This window comes from Pseudomonas sp. FA117 (genome assembly GCF_057370475.1).
Genome location: NZ_CM170675.1, coordinates 5,557,947 through 5,576,740 on the forward strand (window position 1 = coordinate 5,557,947; position 18,794 = coordinate 5,576,740).

23 protein-coding genes are annotated in these 18,794 nt (G+C 64.9%); 13 read left to right on the forward strand and 10 right to left on the reverse strand.

Annotated features, from left to right (window positions below; translation table 11 throughout):
* The first annotated feature begins 72 nt into the window (after window positions 1-72).
* Together argS and AC1TXO_RS25425 are read left to right on the forward strand one after the other, a co-directional pair.
* Window positions 73-1,809: an arginine--tRNA ligase gene (argS, locus tag AC1TXO_RS25420; protein ID WP_486404270.1), complete on the forward strand. Its 1,737-nt coding sequence runs from the start codon at window positions 73-75 to the stop codon at window positions 1,807-1,809.
* A 1-nt stretch (window position 1,810) separates the two neighbouring features.
* Entirely contained in the window at window positions 1,811-2,509 is a 699-nt protein-coding gene (locus tag AC1TXO_RS25425) for an SPOR domain-containing protein (protein ID WP_486404271.1), read from the forward strand.
* A 46-nt stretch (window positions 2,510-2,555) separates the two neighbouring features.
* Here the strand turns inward: AC1TXO_RS25425 and AC1TXO_RS25430 are convergent, their stop codons facing one another.
* Window positions 2,556-2,975: an NINE protein gene (locus tag AC1TXO_RS25430; RefSeq protein ID WP_486404272.1), complete on the reverse strand. Its 420-nt coding sequence runs from the start codon at window positions 2,973-2,975 to the stop codon at window positions 2,556-2,558.
* A 168-nt stretch (window positions 2,976-3,143) separates the two neighbouring features.
* Here AC1TXO_RS25430 and AC1TXO_RS25435 point away from each other — a divergent pair, with 168 nt between their 5' ends.
* Window positions 3,144-3,776 carry a C40 family peptidase gene (locus tag AC1TXO_RS25435; RefSeq protein WP_486404273.1) on the forward strand — a complete coding sequence of 211 codons (633 nt, stop codon included), beginning with the start codon at window positions 3,144-3,146 and terminating at the stop codon, window positions 3,774-3,776.
* 62 nt (window positions 3,777-3,838) lie between these two features.
* Here AC1TXO_RS25435 and AC1TXO_RS25440 read toward each other — a convergent pair whose 3' ends face one another.
* On the reverse strand, window positions 3,839-4,840 hold the full coding sequence (locus AC1TXO_RS25440; protein WP_486404274.1) for a type IV pilus twitching motility protein PilT: 1,002 nt from the start codon (window positions 4,838-4,840) through the stop codon (window positions 3,839-3,841).
* Between the two features lie 65 nt (window positions 4,841-4,905).
* Here AC1TXO_RS25440 and AC1TXO_RS25445 point away from each other — a divergent pair, with 65 nt between their 5' ends.
* From AC1TXO_RS25445 to AC1TXO_RS25485, 9 genes are all read left to right on the forward strand, one after another.
* Window positions 4,906-5,592 (forward strand): YggS family pyridoxal phosphate-dependent enzyme, encoded by a 687-nt coding sequence (locus AC1TXO_RS25445; RefSeq protein ID WP_486404275.1) that lies wholly within the window; start codon window positions 4,906-4,908, stop codon window positions 5,590-5,592.
* Window positions 5,593-5,630: 38 nt separating this feature from the next.
* A complete protein-coding gene (proC, locus tag AC1TXO_RS25450) occupies window positions 5,631-6,449 on the forward strand; it encodes a pyrroline-5-carboxylate reductase (RefSeq protein WP_486404276.1) in 819 nt (272 codons plus the stop codon).
* Window positions 6,450-6,459: 10 nt separating this feature from the next.
* Window positions 6,460-7,050 (forward strand): YggT family protein, encoded by a 591-nt coding sequence (locus tag AC1TXO_RS25455; protein WP_486404277.1) that lies wholly within the window; start codon window positions 6,460-6,462, stop codon window positions 7,048-7,050.
* A gap of 88 nt (window positions 7,051-7,138) precedes the next feature.
* On the forward strand, window positions 7,139-8,278 hold the full coding sequence (gene metX, locus AC1TXO_RS25460) for a homoserine O-succinyltransferase MetX (protein ID WP_486404278.1): 1,140 nt from the start codon (window positions 7,139-7,141) through the stop codon (window positions 8,276-8,278).
* 7 nt (window positions 8,279-8,285) lie between these two features.
* The gene (metW, locus tag AC1TXO_RS25465) at window positions 8,286-8,906 is read left to right on the forward strand and encodes a methionine biosynthesis protein MetW (protein WP_486404279.1); all 621 of its coding nucleotides are present in this window, start codon (window positions 8,286-8,288) and stop codon (window positions 8,904-8,906) included.
* 24 nt (window positions 8,907-8,930) lie between these two features.
* Window positions 8,931-9,365 carry a DUF4426 domain-containing protein gene (locus AC1TXO_RS25470; protein ID WP_486404280.1) on the forward strand — a complete coding sequence of 145 codons (435 nt, stop codon included), beginning with the start codon at window positions 8,931-8,933 and terminating at the stop codon, window positions 9,363-9,365.
* Window positions 9,362-9,958: an RdgB/HAM1 family non-canonical purine NTP pyrophosphatase gene (gene rdgB / locus AC1TXO_RS25475; protein ID WP_486404281.1), complete on the forward strand. Its 597-nt coding sequence runs from the start codon at window positions 9,362-9,364 to the stop codon at window positions 9,956-9,958. The genes AC1TXO_RS25470 and rdgB overlap by 4 nt, the downstream gene beginning before the upstream one ends.
* On the forward strand, window positions 9,955-11,133 hold the full coding sequence (hemW, locus tag AC1TXO_RS25480) for a radical SAM family heme chaperone HemW (RefSeq protein WP_486404282.1): 1,179 nt from the start codon (window positions 9,955-9,957) through the stop codon (window positions 11,131-11,133). The genes rdgB and hemW overlap by 4 nt, the downstream gene beginning before the upstream one ends.
* Window positions 11,134-11,142: 9 nt before the next feature.
* Complete coding sequence (locus AC1TXO_RS25485; protein WP_054891168.1) at window positions 11,143-11,469, forward strand: DUF3392 family protein; 327 nt, start codon at window positions 11,143-11,145, stop codon at window positions 11,467-11,469.
* A gap of 59 nt (window positions 11,470-11,528) precedes the next feature.
* On the opposite strand, the gene trmB is transcribed toward AC1TXO_RS25485, so the two are convergent.
* The 4 genes from trmB to AC1TXO_RS25505 all read right to left on the reverse strand — a co-directional run bounded on the left by trmB (window position 11,529) and on the right by AC1TXO_RS25505 (window position 13,783).
* Window positions 11,529-12,251 carry a tRNA (guanosine(46)-N7)-methyltransferase TrmB gene (trmB, locus tag AC1TXO_RS25490; RefSeq protein WP_486404283.1) on the reverse strand — a complete coding sequence of 241 codons (723 nt, stop codon included), beginning with the start codon at window positions 12,249-12,251 and terminating at the stop codon, window positions 11,529-11,531.
* Window positions 12,252-12,260: 9 nt separating this feature from the next.
* On the reverse strand, window positions 12,261-13,055 hold the full coding sequence (locus AC1TXO_RS25495) for a thiazole synthase (RefSeq protein WP_153773278.1): 795 nt from the start codon (window positions 13,053-13,055) through the stop codon (window positions 12,261-12,263).
* 53 nt (window positions 13,056-13,108) lie between these two features.
* On the reverse strand, window positions 13,109-13,309 hold the full coding sequence (gene thiS, locus AC1TXO_RS25500; protein ID WP_486404284.1) for a sulfur carrier protein ThiS: 201 nt from the start codon (window positions 13,307-13,309) through the stop codon (window positions 13,109-13,111).
* A 102-nt stretch (window positions 13,310-13,411) separates the two neighbouring features.
* On the reverse strand, window positions 13,412-13,783 hold the full coding sequence (locus tag AC1TXO_RS25505) for a DUF423 domain-containing protein (protein WP_486404285.1): 372 nt from the start codon (window positions 13,781-13,783) through the stop codon (window positions 13,412-13,414).
* 64 nt (window positions 13,784-13,847) lie between these two features.
* Between AC1TXO_RS25505 and mtgA the strand changes: the two genes are divergently transcribed.
* Complete coding sequence (mtgA, locus tag AC1TXO_RS25510) at window positions 13,848-14,558, forward strand: monofunctional biosynthetic peptidoglycan transglycosylase (RefSeq protein ID WP_486404286.1); 711 nt, start codon at window positions 13,848-13,850, stop codon at window positions 14,556-14,558.
* An 80-nt stretch (window positions 14,559-14,638) separates the two neighbouring features.
* Here mtgA and rpoH read toward each other — a convergent pair whose 3' ends face one another.
* From rpoH to ftsY, 4 genes are all read right to left on the reverse strand, one after another.
* The gene (rpoH, locus tag AC1TXO_RS25515) at window positions 14,639-15,493 is read right to left on the reverse strand and encodes an RNA polymerase sigma factor RpoH (RefSeq protein ID WP_486404287.1); all 855 of its coding nucleotides are present in this window, start codon (window positions 15,491-15,493) and stop codon (window positions 14,639-14,641) included.
* A gap of 110 nt (window positions 15,494-15,603) precedes the next feature.
* A complete protein-coding gene (gene ftsX, locus AC1TXO_RS25520; protein WP_486404288.1) occupies window positions 15,604-16,629 on the reverse strand; it encodes a permease-like cell division protein FtsX in 1,026 nt (341 codons plus the stop codon).
* Window positions 16,626-17,297: a cell division ATP-binding protein FtsE gene (ftsE, locus tag AC1TXO_RS25525; protein WP_011531723.1), complete on the reverse strand. Its 672-nt coding sequence runs from the start codon at window positions 17,295-17,297 to the stop codon at window positions 16,626-16,628. The genes ftsX and ftsE overlap by 4 nt, the downstream gene beginning before the upstream one ends.
* Window positions 17,294-18,787: a signal recognition particle-docking protein FtsY gene (gene ftsY, locus AC1TXO_RS25530; RefSeq protein WP_486404289.1), complete on the reverse strand. Its 1,494-nt coding sequence runs from the start codon at window positions 18,785-18,787 to the stop codon at window positions 17,294-17,296. The genes ftsE and ftsY overlap by 4 nt, the downstream gene beginning before the upstream one ends.
* Window positions 18,788-18,794: the final 7 nt, after the last annotated feature.

The window sequence follows — 18,794 nt, forward strand, 5'->3', positions numbered from 1 at the left end:
ACGGATAATGTCCCGTTTTTCCACCTGCGCTTAGAGGCGCTGTACCGCGCTTGCGGTCGAAAAGAGAACCCGATGAAAGACACCATTCGCCAGCTGATCCAGCAAGCCCTCACCCAACTCGTCACCGAAGGTGTGTTGCCTGAAGGCCTGACGCCGGCGATCCAGGTGGAAAACGCCCGCGACAAGACCCACGGCGATTTCGCCAGCAACATCGCCATGATGCTGGCCAAGCCTGCGGGCATGAAACCGCGCGACCTGGCCGAGAAGCTGATCGCCGCACTGCCGGCCAGCACCGAGATCAGCAAGGTCGAGATCGCCGGGCCCGGCTTCCTCAACTTCTTCCAGAACACCGATGCCCTGGCCCAGCGCCTGGACGCAGCCCTGGCCGACGCCCACCTGGGCGTGCGCAAGGCCGGTGCGAAGGAAAAGGTGGTGATCGACATGTCGGCGCCGAACCTGGCCAAGGAGATGCACGTTGGTCACCTGCGCTCGACCATCATCGGCGACAGCGTTGCCCGGGTACTGGAATTCCTCGGCGACGAGGTGATCCGCCAGAACCACGTGGGCGACTGGGGCACCCAGTTCGGCATGCTGCTGGCGTACCTGGAAGAGAACCCGATCACCAGCGACGAATTGTCGGACCTGGAAAACTTCTACCGCGCCGCGAAGAAACGCTTCGACGAATCCGAAGACTTCGCCACCCGCGCCCGCGGCCTGGTGGTCAAGCTGCAGGCCGGCGATCCGGAGTGCATGGCGCTGTGGACGCGCTTCAAGGATATCTCGCTGTCGCACTGCCAGAAGACCTACGAGCAGTTGAACGTCAAGCTGACCATGGACGACGTGAAGGGCGAGAGTGCCTACAACGCCGACCTGGCCAACGTGGTCGCCGACCTCAAGGCCCAGGGCCTGCTGGTCGAAAGCCAGGGTGCCCAGTGCGTGTTCCTCGAAGAGTTCAAGAACACCGAAGGCGAGCCCCTGCCGGTGATCGTGCAGAAGGCCGATGGCGGCTACCTGTACGCCACCACCGACCTGGCCGCCGTGCGCTACCGCAGCAACGTGCTCAAGGCCGACCGCGCCCTGTATTTCGTCGACCAGCGCCAGGCGCTGCACTTCAACCAGGTATTCGAAGTGGCGCGTCGTGCCGGCTTCGTCGGGCACCCGATGAAGATGGAGCACATGGGCTTCGGCACCATGAACGGCGCCGATGGCCGTCCGTTCAAGACCCGCGATGGCGGCACCGTGAAGCTGATCGACCTGCTCGACGAAGCCAAGGAGCGCGGCTATGCCGTGGTCAAGCAGAAGAACCCGGACCTCGCCGAGGACGAACTGCGTCACATCGGCGCCGTGGTCGGGATCGATGCAGTGAAGTACGCCGACCTGTCCAAGCACCGCACCAGCGACTACAGCTTCAACTTCGAACTGATGCTGGCCCTGGACGGCAACACCGCACCCTACCTGCTCTACGCCTACACCCGTGCTGCTGGCGTATTCCGCAAGCTGGGCAAAGGCATCGATCAGCTCGATGGCAGCATCGTTCTCCAGGCGCCGCAGGAGCAGGACCTGGCCGCACGCCTGGCGCAGTTTGGCGAAACCCTCAACAACGTCGCCGACAAAGGCACGCCGCACGTGCTGTGCAGCTACCTCTACGACCTCGCCGGCCTGTTCTCCAGCTTCTACGAGAACTGCCCGATCCTCTCCGCCGACACCCCCGAGCAGCAGCAGAGCCGCCTGCGCCTGGCAGCGCTGACCGGCCGCACCCTCAAGCAGGGCCTGGAGCTGCTCGGCCTGGAAACCCTGGAGCGCATGTAAGTTGGCTGCCAAGAAAAAACCCGCGCCAAAGCGCGGTGCCAGCCGCCACCAGCCCCCCGCCAAGCAGCCGATTCCAGGCTGGGTGTGGCTAGCGGTCGGCCTGACTGTAGGCGCATTCATCGTTTTCCTGATGAAACTCGAGCCCGGCGGCGACGACATCAAGCGCGCCAAGCCTGAACAGCAGAAGCCGGCCAAGGTCGCCGAAGCGGGCAAGGGCACTACGCCGACCACGCCGCAGCCGATCAAGCCCAAATACGACTTCTATACCCTGCTGCCGGAGTCGGAAGTGATCGTGCCGCCCGAGGCCGTGCCGGAGAAGACGCCACCGGTGCCTGCCCAGCCCGTCACCCCGGTGACACCGGCCGAGGCCGCGAAGATCGACACCGCACGTGCCCAGGCAGCCCTGTCGGGGCAGACCCCACCGCCTGCGCCACCGGTGATCAAGCCCGCAGCCACGACCCAGTTCTTCCTCCAGGCCGGCTCGTTCCGCAAGGAAGCCGATGCCGACAAGGTGCGCGCGCAGATCATTCTGCTCGGCCAGGTGGTGAAGGTGGAGTCGGGGACGGTGAAGGATGAAACCTGGTACCGCGTACTGGTCGGCCCGTTCAGCAACCGTGAACAGTTGACCGTGGCGCAGAAGCAGCTGGCAGGCGCAGGCTTCAGCAACCTGCTGCTGCAGCAGCGACAGACCCGTCAGTAACGAATAGGCCTTGCCGCACTGCGACAAGGCCTTTTTTCTGCAACGGTCAGCGACGCCCGCTGTTGACCTCCGACACCTGGCTGTTGAGGGTCCAGAAGTCATACAGCACACCGATCAGGAACAGACCGCCGGTGAACAGGTAGATCAGTGCACTGATCCACTTGCCCTGGTACAGCCGGTGGACGCCGAAGATCCCCAGGAAAGTCAGCAGCAACCACGCCAGGCTGTAGTTCACAGGCCCGGGCTGGAATCGCAGGTCGGCCTCGCGGTCCATCGACGGAATCAGGAACAGGTCGATCAGCCAGCCAATGCCCAGCAGGCCCAGGGTGAAGAACCAGAGGGTGCCGGTGATCGGCTTGCCATAGTAGAAACGGTGCGAGCCGGTGAAGCCGAAGATCCACAACAGGTACCCGATGACCTTGCTGTGGGTGTCATGCAGCGGCGCACCCTGTTGATACGTATTCATTCAAAACCCTCGTGGGATAGCCGAAAATTTTCTAACGAAAAATGTGACTTTTTCGTTTTCCCCCGACGTATGGTACCCAGCCACACGACCAACGGATCAGATTTTGATCAAAAAGCTGTTATAAAGTTGCGCGCCAACACCTATAAACGTCCATAAAGAGCTTCAACTATGCCGCCTTTCTTCAAGACATGGCTGACCCTCTGCCTATTGTTACCCCTGGCCGCCCACGCCACCAACCGTGAGCAACGACTTCCCAACGGCTTCACCGGCTATACCACCAACGCCGATGTTTCCGTGAAACGCGCACCCGCCAAGCAGGTCAGCCTGCGCGCGCGCCCGGCCAATGCCGCGAGAAACCACGAACTGAAAGTCGCGGCGATGTCGCCCAAGCAGAGCAGCGAAGTGCTCAGTCGCGCCGTCAACGTGCTCGGTACGCCCTACCGCTGGGGCGGCAGCACGCCTGGCAAGGGCTTCGATTGCAGCGGGCTGGTCAAGTACGCCTTCAACGATGTCGCCGATGTCGACCTGCCACGCACCTCCAACGCCATGGCCCAGGGGCATGGGGTCAAGGTGGCGCGCGATGACCTCAAGCCTGGCGACCTGATCTTCTTCAACATCAAGAGCCGGCGGGTCAACCACGTTGCCATCTACCTGGGCAACGACCGCTTCATCCACGCGCCGCGCACCGGCAAGCGGGTGAGCATCGACAGTCTCGAGAAGCCCTACTGGCAGAAGCATTATGTAGTGGCCAAGCGCGTGCTGCCCAAGGAACAGCAGGCACTGCGCCTGGCCAAACGCTGATCCGGATTTTTCAGGATCTCGCCGACCTCTTCGCGGGTTTGCCCGCGAAGAGGCCACGAGCCTCACCCTGTCCCCTCAATCACGCCCCGCGCCAGCAACGCCTGCATCGCTCCGTCCATCGTCACCATTCCCTGCGCTGCACCGGCCTGCATCACCGACTGCAACTGCGCCACCCGCCCCTCGCGAATCAGGTTGCGCACAGCAGGCGTCGCCACCAGCACCTCCCGTGCCGCCACCCGGCCACCGCCGATCCGTCGCACCAGCACCTGCGCCACCACCAGGCGCAGCGACTCGGCCAATATGGCCCGCACCAGGGGCTTTTCTTCAGCGGCAAACACATCCACCAACCGATCGATGCAGCTCGCCGTGGTGCGGGTATGCACGGTGGCCAGCACCAGGTGGCCGGTCTGCGCTGCCCGCAACGCCAGGCGGATGCTCTCCAGGTCGCGCAACTCGCCGATCATGATCACATCCGGGTCCTGGCGCAGCGCACTGCGCAGCCCCTGGGCGAAATCGCGGCTGTGACGGCCGATCTCGCGCTGGTTGATCAGGCAACGCTCGGCGCGGTGCACGAATTCCACCGGATCTTCAAGGGTAAGGATGTGCTTTGAGCGCTCACGATCGAACTGGGCGATCAGCGCTGCCAGGGTGCTGGACTTGCCACTGCCGGTCGGACCGCCCACCAGCACCAGGCCATCACGGCACTGGGCAATGACTCGAAACACTTCTGCCAGCTCGAGTTCGTCGACCGTCGGCACCCGTGCCGGGATCAGCCGAAGGCTCGCCGCCAGCCCCCGATACTGTCTGAACAGGTTCAGGCGAAAGCGCCCCAGCCCAGGCAGATCAAGGGACAGGTCGATTTCATCGCCAGCCAGCCACTGCCGTTGCCGAGCGTCATCGAGCCAGGGCGCCATGCCCTGTTCGAGCGCATCGCCTTGCAACGCGGGCGCATCCAGGCGCTGCAATTCACCATCCAGGCGCCACAGCGGCACCTCGCCCGCAGCCAGGTGCAGGTCCGAAGCCCCCGCCGCCACGGCCCGGGCCAGCAGGTCGGTCACATCCATGAGACTCCCCAAAGGCCATCAAGCAGGTAGAATGCCGCACACCACTGAGCTGCCGGCATCGATCCATGTCCACCCTAGCAGACAACCTGCGCGCCATCTGCGTGCGCATCGACAGCGCGGCCGAGGCCGCCGGACGCGACACCGCCGGCGTGCACCTGCTGGCCGTGAGCAAGACCAAACCCGCCGCGGCCATTCGCGAACTGCACGGCGCCGGTGTTGGCGATTTCGGCGAGAACTACCTGCAGGAAGCCCTGGCCAAGCAGGATGAATTGCGCGACCTGCCCTTGATCTGGCACTTCATCGGCCCCATCCAGTCGAACAAGACCAAGGCCATTGCCGAACACTTCGACTGGGTACATAGCGTGGATCGCCTGAAAATCGCCCAACGCCTGAGCGAGCAGCGCCCCAGCGGGCTGCCGCCGCTTGACATCTGCCTGCAGGTCAACGTCAGCGGCGAAGACAGCAAGTCCGGCTGTGCCCCGGCCGACCTGCCGAGCCTGGCCCAGGCCGTGGCGGCGCTGCCCAACCTGCGCCTGCGCGGGCTGATGGCGATTCCCGAACCCACCGACGACCGCGCCGCCCAGGAGGCCGCCTTCGCCCGCCTGCGCCAGTTGCAGGAGAACCTCGGCCTTGGCCTGGACACACTGTCCATGGGCATGAGCCATGACCTGGAAGCGGCCATCGCCCAGGGTGCGACCTGGGTCCGTATCGGCACCGCCCTGTTCGGCGCCCGCGACTACGGGCAGCCCTGATTCCATGCTTTACTCACTCTTTCCCTCAAGGACCTGACATGAGCAAGACTCGTATTGCCTTCATCGGCGCCGGCAACATGGCTGCCAGCCTGATCGGCGGCCTGCGTGCCCAGGGCCTGGACGCCGCGCAGATCCGCGCCAGCGACCCGGGTGCCGAGACCCGCGCGCGGATCGCAGCCGAACACGGCATCGAAACCTTCGAGAACAACGCCCAGGCCATCGCTGGCGCCGACGTGATCGTGCTGGCGGTCAAGCCGCAGGTCATGAAAGCCGTGTGCGAAGCCCTGAAGCCGAACCTGGCAGCTGGCCAGCTGGTGGTTTCCATCGCCGCCGGCATCACCTGCCAGAGCCTGCAGAGCTGGCTGGGCGAGATTGCCGTGGTACGTTGCATGCCCAACACGCCATCGTTGCTGCGCCAAGGTGCCAGCGGCCTGTACGCCACCGCGCAGGTGTCGGCCGAACAACGCCAGCAGGCAGAGCAACTGCTGAGCGCCGTAGGCACCGCCCTGTGGCTGGAGCAAGAGCAGCAACTGGACGCCGTGACCGCGGTGTCCGGCAGCGGCCCGGCCTACTTCTTCCTGCTGATCGAAGCCATGACCGCTGCGGGCGAAAAGCTCGGCCTGCCCCGTGAGACTGCCTCGCAACTGACCCTGCAGACCGCGCTGGGCGCCGCGCACATGGCGGTTGCCAGCGACGTCGATGCCGCCGAGCTGCGCCGTCGCGTCACCTCGCCCGCCGGCACCACCGAGGCGGCGATCAAGTCGTTCCAGGCCAGCGGTTTCGAAGCCGTCGTCGAGCAGGCGCTGCAGGCTGCGGCCACGCGCTCCGCCGAGCTGGCCGAACAATTGGGCAAATAAGGAGCTGTCGATGAATGCACTGTCCGGCGCCGCGATCTTCGTGGTGCAAACCCTGGTCAGCCTGTACCTGGTGATCGTCCTGCTGCGCTTCGTGCTGCAACTGGTCAAGGCCGACTTCTACAACCCGCTGAGCCAGTTCGCCGTGCGCGCCACCCAGCCGCTGCTCAAGCCGATCCGCCGGGTCATTCCCAGCATCGCCGGCCTGGACACCTCTTCGCTGCTGCTGTCGATCGTGATCCAGGCGCTGCTGATGGCCTTCGTGCTGATGGTCACCTATGGCACCTTCGGCGACATCCTGCACCTGCTGATGTGGGCCATTCTCGGCATCACCTCGCTGTTCCTGAAGATTTTCTGGGTCGCGATGATCGTCATGGTGATCGTCTCCTGGGTTGCGCCGAACAGCCACAACCCCGCCGCCGAACTGGCCTACCAGATCAGCGAGCCGGTGCTGGCGCCGTTCCGCCGCCTGGTGCCCAACCTCGGCGGCATGGACATTTCGCCGATCTTCGCCTTCATCGCCATCCAGGTGATCCAGTCGTTCCTGATGCCGCAACTGGCTGCCTATGCCGGCATGCCACGAGAGCTGTGGCGGATGATCTGACCCACCGCGCCATCCAGCGGCAGCCTTTGCTTGCCGCTGGGGGTAGCGCTCTTTAGACTTACGCCTCCGTCAAGCGTGAGCAGGGTCGATGTCCACTGTCTTTCCCGAAGATTCCGTCGGTCTGGTAACCCCCCAGATCGCCCGGTTCGAAGAACCGTTGGCCCTGGCCTGTGGCCGCTCCCTGGCCAGCTACGAGCTGGTGTATGAAACTTATGGCACGCTGAACGCCAGCGCCAGCAATGCGGTGCTGATCTGCCATGCGCTCTCGGGGCACCACCACGCCGCTGGCTACCACAGCCACGACGACCGCAAGCCGGGCTGGTGGGACAGCTGTATCGGCCCGGGCAAACCGATCGACACCAACCGCTTCTTCGTGGTCAGCCTGAACAACCTCGGCGGCTGCAATGGCAGCACCGGCCCCAGCAGCATCAACCCGGCCACCGGCAAGCCCTATGGCGCCGACTTCCCGGTCCTGACCGTGGAAGACTGGGTGCACAGCCAGGCACGCCTGGCCGACCGCCTGGGCGTGACGCAGTGGGCGGCGGTGGTGGGTGGCAGCCTCGGCGGCATGCAGGCGCTGCAATGGACCATGACCTACCCCGATCGCGTCCGGCACTGCGTCGACATCGCCTCGGCCCCCAAGCTGTCGGCGCAGAACATCGCCTTCAACGAGGTCGCGCGCCAGGCCATCCTCACCGACCCCGAGTTCCACGGCGGCTCGTTCCAGGACCAGGGCGTGATCCCCAAGCGCGGGCTGATGCTGGCGCGCATGGTCGGCCACATCACCTACCTGTCCGACGACTCGATGGGTGAGAAATTCGGCCGCGAGCTCAAGAGCGACAAGCTCAACTACGACTTCCACAGCGTGGAGTTCCAGGTCGAGAGCTACCTGCGCTATCAGGGCGAGGAGTTTTCGGGGCGCTTCGACGCCAACACCTACCTGCTGATGACCAAGGCGCTGGACTACTTCGACCCGGCAGCCGCCCACGGCGGCGACCTGGCCGCCACGCTCGCGCACGTCACGGCCGACTACTGCATCATGTCGTTCACCACCGACTGGCGCTTCTCGCCCGCCCGCTCGCGGGAGATCGTCGATGCGCTGATGGCCGCGCGCAAGAACGTCTGCTACCTGGACATCGACTCGCCCTACGGTCACGACGCCTTCCTCATCCCGACCCCGCGCTACATACAGGGTTTCGCCAACTACATGAACCGCATCGCCCTCTGAGGACCGCATGAGAGCCGACCTGGAAATCATCCACGACTGGATCCCCGCCGGCAGCCGGGTACTCGACCTGGGCTGCGGCAACGGCGAACTGCTGGCCTCGCTGCGTGATCGCAAGAACGTCACCGGCTATGGCCTGGAGATCGACGCCGACAACATCGCCGAGTGCGTGGCCAAAGGCGTCAACGTCATCGAGCAGGACCTGGACAAGGGCCTGGGCAACTTCGCCAGCGACAGCTTCGACGTGGTGGTCATGACCCAGGCCCTGCAGGCCGTGGAGTACCCCGACCGCATTCTCGACGAGATGCTGCGCGTGGGCCGCCAGTGCATCATCACCTTCCCCAACTTCGGTCACTGGCGCTGCCGCTGGTACCTGGCGACCAAAGGGCGCATGCCGGTCTCGGACTTCATGCCCTATACCTGGTACAACACGCCGAACATCCACTTCTGCACCTTCGAAGACTTCGAGAACCTGTGCCGCGAGCGCGACGCCAAGGTGCTCGACCGGCTGGCCGTCGACAATCGCCACCGCAACGGGTGGGGTGGTCGGCTTTGGCCTAATCTTCTCGGAGAAATCGGTATCTATCGGGTCAGCAGCCCTGGCTTGCAGGAGCACCAGGTCGCGGTCTGATCCTACCCTTGGAGGAATGGCAGCATGCGTCGTCTCGCCCTTTTGCTGATCAGCCTGTGCCTGGCCCTGCCGGTGGCGGCCGCCGATGCGGCCCGCCCCGACCGCAAGCAGGCCTTCGGCGACGTTACGGTGTACTACAACGCCTTCGCCTCGGGCACGCTGACGCCCGAAGTGGCCCAGGCCAGCGGCATAGAGCGCAGCAGGAACCTGGGCGTGCTGAACATCACCGTGCTCAAGGGCGACAAACCCGGCACGGCAGTGGTCAGCGGCAAGGTCAAGGACCTCACCGGGCGCGCCAGCCCGCTGTCGTTCAGGCAGGTCAGCAGCGCGGGCGCGGTATCCTACATTGCGCAATTCAAGACCGAGCAGGCACAGACCCTGGTCTTCGAACTGCAGATCGAGGCCGGCGGCGTCAGCCACGACCTTAAATTCAACCAAGAAGTATTCCCAGGCGAATGATGAACTTCCAGCAACTCGTATTGGCCAGCCACAACGCCGGCAAGCTCAAGGAACTCCAGGCCATGCTCGGCGGCTCGGTGCAGCTGCGCTCGATCGGCGAGTTCAGCCAGGTCGAGCCGGAGGAAACCGGCCTGTCGTTCGTCGAGAACGCCATCCTCAAGGCGCGTAACGCCGCGCGTATTTCCGGCCTGCCGGCCCTGGCCGACGACTCGGGCCTGGCGGTGGACTTCCTGGGCGGCGCACCGGGCATCTATTCGGCCCGCTACGCCGACGGCAAGGGCGATGCGGCGAACAACGCCAAGCTGCTCGACGCCTTGAAGGACGTGCCCGAGGAGCAGCGTGGTGCGCAGTTCGTCTGCGTTCTGGCCCTGGTAAGGCATGCCGACGATCCGCTGCCGATCCTGTGCGAAGGCCTGTGGCACGGCAGCATCCTGTTCGAGGCCAGCGGCGATCACGGCTTCGGCTACGACCCGCTGTTCTGGGTGCCGGAGCGCAGCTGTTCCAGTGCCGACCTGGCACCACTCGAGAAGAACCAGCTCAGCCACCGCGCCCGCGCGATGGCCCTGCTGCGTCAGCGTCTGGGCCTGGCATGACCGAAAAGCCGTCCTTGCAGCCGGCGGGCCTGATCCTTCCAGAGCTCCCGCCGCTGTCGCTGTATATCCACATCCCCTGGTGCGTGCGCAAATGCCCCTATTGCGACTTCAACTCGCACCAGGCCGGCCCGACGCTGCCCGAAGACGCGTACATCGACGCCCTGCTGGCCGACCTGGAACAGGAGCTGCCTGCCGTCCAGGGCCGTACGATCAGCACGATCTTCTTCGGCGGCGGTACGCCCAGCCTGTTCAGTGCTGCCGCGCTCGGTCGCCTGCTGCGGGGTATCGAGCAGCGCATCCCGTTCGCCGCCGACATCGAGATCACCCTCGAAGCCAACCCGGGTACCTTCGAGCAGGACAAGTTCAAGGCCTACCGCCAGACCGGCATCAACCGCCTGTCCATCGGCGTACAGAGCTTCCAGCCGGCCAAGCTGGAAAAGCTCGGACGCATCCACAACGGCGATGAAGCGGTACGCGCTGCCGGCATGGCGCGCGCGGCGGGCTTCGACAACTTCAACCTCGACCTGATGCACGGTTTGCCGGATCAGTCGTTGGACGAAGCACTGGGCGACCTGCGCCAGGCCATCGAGCTTGGACCGACCCACCTGTCCTGGTACCAGCTCACCCTGGAGCCGAACACGGTGTTCTGGAACCAGCCGCCCGAGCTGCCTGAAGACGACATCCTCTGGGACATCCAGGAAGCCGGCCAGGCGCTGATGGCCGAGCATGGCTATCGCCAGTACGAAGTGTCGGCCTATGCCCAGCAGGGGCGTGCCGCACGGCACAACCTCAATTACTGGCGCTTTGGCGACTTCATCGGTATCGGCGCAGGTGCGCACGGCAAGCTGTCGTTCCCGGACGGGCGCATCCTGCGCACCTGGAAGACCCGCCTGCCCAAGGATTACCTCAACCCGGACAAGCCCTTCAAGGCCGGCGAGAAACTGCTGCCTGCCGATGAGCTACCCTTCGAATTCCTGATGAATGCCCTGCGCCTCACCGATGGCGTGGAGGCCGAACTGTTCAGCCGCCGCACCGGCCTGCCGCTGACGCAACTGGCCGAGGCCCGGCGTGGCGCCGAACAAAAGGGCCTTTTGCAGGTCGAACCCGATCGACTGGCGGCCACGGCGCGCGGCCAGCTGTTCCTCAACGACCTGCTGCAGTACTTCTTGAATTAAGGATGACCCATGGACCTGGTACTTGACCTGCTCTCGACCGTTTCCCGCTGGAGCCGCAGCAACCTGTCGGAGATTTCCCTGGCACTGGTAGGCTGCCTGCTGGTGCTGTTCGGCACCGACCTCAAGGGCTGGGTCGACCAGCGCCTGGGTGGCCTCGCCGGGGCGTTGCGCGTGCCTTTCATGGCATTGCTGGTGATGATCGGCAGCGGCGCGGCACTGATCTATGCCACACCCTGGGTGGTCAAGGCGCTGGCGCAGTTCAACAACTACGCCCTGGCGCCGGTGCTGCTGGTGGTGCTTGTGCTCATCGGTGTGGTCGCCGACCGTCGCGGGTAACCGGCCTTCACCGGCGGTCCGCCAAATGAAAAAACGCCCTTTGCAGGGCGTTTTTTCGTTCAGTCCAGCTTCTCGAACTTGAGGTCCCAGACCCCATGCCCGAGCCGCTCGCCGCGGCGTTCGAACTTGGTGATCGGACGCTCCTCGGGGCGCGGCACATAGGCACCATCCGCCGCCTGGTTGCGATAACCCGGCGCGACCTTCATCACCTCCAGCATGTGCTCGGCATAGGGCTCCCAGTCGGTGGCCATGTGGAACACACCACCAACCTTGAGCTTGCGCCGCACCAACTCGGCGAACTCGGGCTGGACGATGCGGCGCTTGTGGTGACGCGCCTTGTGCCACGGATCGGGGAAGAACAGCATCAGGCGATCGAGGCTGTTGTCGGCCACACAGCGGTTGAGCACCTCGATGGCATCGCAGTCGTACACCCGCAGGTTCTTCAGGCCCTGGGTCAGCACGCCGTTGAGCAGCGCGCCGACACCTGGGCGGTGCACTTCGACACCGATGAAGTCCAGCTCAGGCGATGCGGCAGCCATCTCCAGCAGGGAATGGCCCATGCCAAAGCCGATCTCCAGGGTGCGCGGCGCCGAGCGGCCGAACACCTGGTCGTAGTCCACCGGGCTGTCGGCCAGGGGCAGGATGAACAGGGGGCCACCCTGGTCCAGGCCGCGCTGCTGGCCTTCGGTCATGCGACCGGCGCGCATCACGAAACTCTTGATGCGGCGGTGCGGGCGCTCTTCGCCTTCAGCGGTGATCGGCGTTTCTTGCGATTCAGTCATCAGGGGCTCTTACTTGATCAGACCATCCAGCGGCGACGAGGCGCTGGCATAGAGTTTCTTGGGCATGCGCCCGGCCAGGTAGGCCATGCGGCCGGCGACGATGGCGTGCTTCATGGCTTCGGCCATCAGCACCGGTTGCTGGGCGTGGGCGATGGCGGAGTTCATCAGCACGGCCTCGCAGCCCATTTCCATGGCAATGGTGGCGTCGGAGGCGGTACCGACACCGGCATCGACCAGCACCGGCACCTTGGATTCCTCGAGAATGATCTGCAGGTTGTAGGGATTGCAGATTCCGAGACCGGTACCGATCAGGCCGGCGAGCGGCATCACTGCGATGCAGCCGGCTTCGGCCAGCTGACGGGCGATGATCGGGTCGTCGCTGGTGTAGACCATCACGTCGAAACCGTCCTTGACCAGCACGTCGGCGGCCTTGAGGGTCTCGATCACATTGGGGAACAGGGTTTTCTGGTCGGCCAGCACTTCCAGCTTCACCAGGTTGTGGCCATCGAGCAGCTCGCGGGCCAGGCGGCATGTGCGCACGGCTTCGACGGCGTCGTAGCACCCGGCGGTGTTCGGCAGGATGGTGTAGCGGTCCGGCGGCAGCACGTCGAGCAGGTTCGGCTCGCCCGGGTTCTGGCCGAGGTTGGTGCGGCGCACGGCGACGGTGACGATCTCGGCACCCGAGGCTTCGATGGCCAGGCGGGTTTCTTCCATGTCACGGTACTTGCCGGTGCCGACCAGCAGGCGCGACTGGAAAGTGCGCCCGGCCAGGGTAAAGGGCTTGTCGCTACGAACGTTGCTCATCGTTGTTCCTCTGGAAAGGTTGCGGGACTTGCGGGCGGGGCGCGGACAGGCCGTCAGCCGCCACCGATGGCGTGGACCACTTCGACCTGGTCACCCTCGTTCAGCTGGGTGCTTTCGTGCTGGCTGCGCGGCACGATATCCAGGTTCAGCTCCACGGCCACACGACGCCCGACCAGCTCCAGCCGGCCCAGCAGGGCCGCGACGCTCTCGCCCGCAGGCAGTTCGTAGGGTTCACCGTTCAGTTGAATGCGCATGCGCACGGCCACCATCGTTCATTGGGGCCCGCATTCTAGCCCCGATCAGCCTTGCAACCCAAGGGCAGCACACGCCATTAGTCGCGATTCCCGACCCTCGGGTCAGCCCAGGCGCCAGGCCGCCAGCCCCAGGCACAGCCAGCCGGCGAGAAAGCACAGGCCGCCGATGGGAGTGATGATACCGAGCTTGCCCAGACCGCTGAGCGTGAGCGCATAGAGGCTGCCGGAGAACAGCAGGATGCCGACGGCGAACAGCCCGCCCGCCCAGCCGACCAGACGGCCCGGCAGGTGTACCGAGAGGATCGCGACAGCCAGGATGGCGAGGGCATGGACCAGTTGGTAGGTGACACCGGTGTGGAAGATCGCCAGGTAATCGGCGGTCAGACGATTCTTCAGACCATGTGCGGCAAACGCACCAAGAGCCACACCTGTGAAGCCAAAGAAGGCGGCGAGCATCAGGAAGCTGCGAAGCATGGGACAACTCCTCGGAAGGGGTCTGTATAATGGCCCGTTCCATCGGCCCGGCCAAGCTATCGACATGCTGTCATCCCTTATCCGCCGTCTCGCCCGCGCCCTGCTCTGGTTTGCCGCCGGCAGCATCGTGCTGGTGCTGGTGCTGCGCTGGGTGCCGCCACCGGGCACTGCACTGATGGTCGAGCGCAAGGTGCAGTCCTGGACCAGTGGCGAGCCGATCGACCTGCAGCGCGACTGGACGCCCTGGGACGAGATCTCCGACGAGCTCAAGGTGGCCGTCATCGCTGGCGAGGACCAGCGCTTCGCCAGCCACTGGGGCTTCGACCTTCCAGCGATCCAGGCGGCACTGGCGCACAACGAGCGCGGCGGCAGCATCCGCGGCGCCAGCACGCTGTCCCAGCAAGTGGCGAAGAACCTGTTCCTGTGGTCCGGGCGCAGCTGGTTGCGCAAGGGCCTGGAAGCCTGGTTCACCGCCTTGATGGAGCTGTTCTGGTCCAAGGAGCGCATCCTGGAGGTCTATCTCAACAGCGCCGAGTGGGGCCCGGGCGTGTTTGGTGCCCAGGCAGCGGCACGCTATCATTTCGGCGTCGACGCCAGCCGTCTCAGCCGCCAGCAGGCAAGCCAGCTGGCCGCTGTGCTGCCCAGCCCGATCAAGTGGAGCGCCAGCCGCCCGAGCACCTATGTAGCCAGCCGGGCGGGCTGGATTCGGCGGCAGATGAGCCAGCTGGGCGGCACCAGTTACCTGATGCAACTGGAAAGTGCGCGCAGGCCGTGACGCAGTTGAGTACCTGCGCCGGACAAGAAAAAACCGCCTGCCCCGTGGGGGACAGGCGGTTTTCCTGATCAGGGCAGCGGTCAGATCGTGATCAGCGCCTTGACCTTGTTCATCGCGTTCTTCTCGAGCTGACGAATCCGCTCGGCCGAAACACTGTACTTCTCTGCCAGCTCATGCAGCGTGGCCTTTTCTTCGGCCAGCCAGCGCTGGTAGAGAATGTCACGACTGCGTTCGTCCAGGCCGCTCAGCGCTTCATGCAGGTTGCTGTTGGAGTTGTCGCTCCAGTCGGCATCCTCCAGCTGCATGGCCGGGTCGTAGCGGTGGTCTTCGAGGTAGTGCGCCGGCGACTGGAAGGCGCTGTCGTCGTCGGCATCGGCTGCCGGATCGAAGGCCATGTCGTGGCCGCTCAGACGGCTTTCCATCTCGCGCACTTCACGCGGCTCGACACCGAGGCTTTCGGCGACGCGGTGCACTTCGTCGTTGTTCAGCCAGGCCAGGCGCTTTTTCTGGCTGCGCAGGTTGAAGAACAGCTTGCGCTGGGCCTTGGTGGTGGCCACCTTGACGATGCGCCAGTTGCGCAGGATGAATTCGTGGATCTCGGCCTTGATCCAGTGCACGGCGAAGGATACCAGGCGCACACCCATTTCCGGGTTGAAGCGCTTGACCGCCTTCATCAGGCCGACGTTGCCTTCCTGGATCAGGTCGGCCTGGGCCAGCCCGTAGCCGGCGTAGCTGCGGGCGATATGTACGACGAAACGCAGGTGGGCCATCACCATTTGCCGAGCGGCCTCAAGATCCTGCTCATAATAGAGACGCTCGGCCAGTTCACGCTCCTGCTCGACCGTCAGCAGCGGAATGCTGTTGACCGTGTGCACGTAGGCTTCCAGGTTTGCACCGGGAACCAGGGCATAGGCAGGCTGCAACGAAGTGGTCATTCAAGTACCTCCGACTCACTGGACTCGTGCCTTGTGGGCACTGCCAACATAGACCCGGAACCACAAAACAAGTTCCTGGATGAAAAAAAGTCAATGCTGGCAAGAAAGCATTATCGCGGTGCAAGCTCGTTCAGGTGACGGGCGACCGCAATCCAAGCACCGATATACCCCAAGAGCACCGCACCAATCAAGAGCGACAGACCATCGGACCCCGGCACCCCGCCCAGGGCGAAGTCACTGCCGTACAGCCCGGAAAGCCCGACCACCGCGTCGTTCAGCCAGTTCAGGCCGAACGCCAGGATACCCCATGCCAGCACGCCCGCGCCCAGGCCGTACAAGGCGCCCATGTACAGGAAGGGCCGGCGCACGTAGCTGTCGGTGCCGCCCACCAGCTTGATCACTTCGATCTCGACGCGGCGGTTCTCGATGTGCAGGCGAATTGTGTTACCAATTACCAAAAGCAGGGCGGAAATCAGCATGACCGCCAGGCCGAAGACAAAACGGTCACCCAACTTGAGGATCGCCGCCAGGCGCTCGACCCAGACCAGGTCCAGCTGTGCCACTTCGACCCGCGGCAGCTCCGACAGGCGCTGGCGCAGGGCCTCGAGCGCCGGCTTGTCGACTTCGGTCGGGGTCACCACCACCACGCCGGGCAGCGGGTTGTCGGGCAATTCGCGCAGGGCCTCGCCCAGGCCGGATTGCTGCTGGAACTCCTGCAGCGCCTGCTCGCGGCTGACGTAGGTCGCTTCGGCAACCCCCGGCATGCCCTTGATTTCATCACGCAGCGCCTCGCCTTCCTTGCTGCCGGCATCGAGCTTGAGGTAGAGCGAGATCTGCGCTGCGCGCTGCCAGGAGCCGCCGAGTTTCTCGACGTTCTTCAGCAGCAGCGACAGCCCCATGGGCATGCTCAGCGCCACAGCCATCACCAGGCAAGTGAAGAAGCTGCCGATCGGCTGCTTGCCCAGGCGGCGCAGGCTGTCGGCAAGGCTGGCACGATGGCTCTCCAGCCAGGCGTTCAGCAGGGTACGGAAATCCGGGCCGTCGTCATCATGACCGCCGCGCTGTTTTTCCGGCTTCGCGTCGGCGGCCTTGGGCGCGACGCGCTCGGAAACCTTCGGCGTACGCGTAGTGCTCATTGTCCGGCCTCCCCATCGCCGATCAGTCGTCCGCGCTGAAGCGTAAGCATGCGGTGACGCATGCGCGCGATCAGCGCCAGGTCGTGGCTGGCGATCAGCACCGTGGTGCCCAGGCGGTTGATGTCTTCGAACACGCCCATGATCTCTGCGGCCAGCCGCGGGTCAAGGTTGCCGGTAGGTTCGTCCGCCAGCAGCAACGCCGGCTGGTGAACGATGGCGCGGGCGATACCCACGCGCTGCTGCTGACCGGTGGACAGGTCGGCCGGGAACAGCTCGCCCTTGTCGGACAGCGACACACGCTCCAGCGCCGAATCCACACGCTTGGCGATCTCGGCCTTGGACAGGCCGAGGATCTGCAGCGGCAGCGCGATGTTGTTGAACACGGTGCGGTCGAACAGCAACTGATGGTTCTGGAACACCACGCCGATCTGGCGGCGCAGGAACGGGATCTGCGCGTTGCTGATCTGGCCCAGGTCCTGGCCGGCCAGCAGCAGCTTGCCGCTGGTCGGACGCTCCATGGCCAGCAGCAGGCGCAGCAAGGTGCTCTTGCCGGCGCCCGAATGACCGGTGACGAACAGGAATTCGCCCCGGCGTGCCCGGAAGCTCAGCTCATGCAGGCCGACATGGCCATTGGGGTAGCGCTTGGCGACCTGCTCGAATCGGATCATGGGTGCTCACGCTCGGCAAACAGGGCTTTGACGAAAGGTTCGGCCTCGAAGGTGCGCAGGTCGTCGATACTTTCACCGACGCCGATGAAGCGGATCGGCAGGCTGAACTGCTTGGCCAGGGCGAAGATCACCCCACCCTTGGCGGTGCCGTCCAGCTTGGTCAGGGCCAGGCCGGTCAGCTCGACGCTCTGGTTGAAGTACTTGGCCTGGCTTATGGCGTTCTGCCCAGTACCGGCGTCCAGTACCAATAGCACCTCGTGCGGCGCGTCGGCATCGAGCTTGCCGATGACCCGACGGACCTTCTTCAGCTCTTCCATCAGGTTATCCTTGGTGTGCAGGCGCCCGGCGGTATCGGCGATCAACACGTCGGCACCGCGGGCCTTGGCGGCCTGCACGGCGTCGAAGATCACCGAGGCCGAATCGGCACCGGTGTGCTGGGCGATCACCGGGATCTGGTTGCGCTCGCCCCACACCTGCAGTTGCTCCACCGCTGCGGCGCGGAAAGTGTCGCCTGCTGCGAGCATGACCTTCTTGCCTTCGAGCTGCAGCTTCTTGGCCAGCTTGCCGATGGTGGTGGTCTTGCCCGCGCCGTTCACGCCGACGACCAGGATCACGTAGGGCTTGGACTGGGACTCGATCTTCAGCGGCTGCTCCACCGGACGCAGCAGCGCGGCCAGCTCTTCCTGCAACGACTTGTACAGCGCATCGGCGTCGGCCAGTTGCTTGCGGGCGACTTTCTGCGTGAGGTTCTGGACGATCAGCGAAGTGGCCTCGACGCCCACGTCGGCGGTCAGCAGGCGGGTTTCGATCTCGTCGAGCAGGTCGTCGTCGATGACCTTCTTGCCCAGGAACAGGCTGGCCATGCCTTCGCCAATGCTGGCGCTGGTCTTGGACAGGCCCTGCTTGAGGCGGGCGAAGAAGCCAGGTTTGGACTGCTCGCTGGTGGCAACCGGCACGGCGACCGGCTCGGGCGCGACCGGGGCAGGCTCGGGTTCGACCACGACAGGCGCAGGCGCCACGGGTGCGACGGCCACCGGCTCAGGCTCAGGCTCGACGACAGCGGCGACTACCGGCTCGGGCGTGACGACGGGGGGAATGGCCGGTGGCTCGCTCGGCTGCAGATCGGGAACCAGTGCCACCGGTTCTTCGGCGACAGGCAGCACGAGATTGCTGACCGGCGCCGCGACCGGTGCAGGGATTTCGACTTGCGGCTCGACGGGCTCGGGCTGGAGCGCTGCAACCTGGGGCGCTTGCAGCGGAGCCGGCGCCTCGCTCGGCGCAACCGGCGTTTCGGCGACTACCGGCTCGACCGGAGCAGCCACAGGCTGCTCGACGGGCGAGGATGGCGCTACCGGCTCGGCGACGGGCTGTTCAGGGGTTTGCGGCTGTTCGGCGACAGGTTGCTGCGGCTTCTTGCGAAACCAGCCGAACAGGCCTTTCTTTTCACCGGCCTCGGCCGGCGCTTTCTTGTCGTCGTTGGAACCAAACATGGAAGAC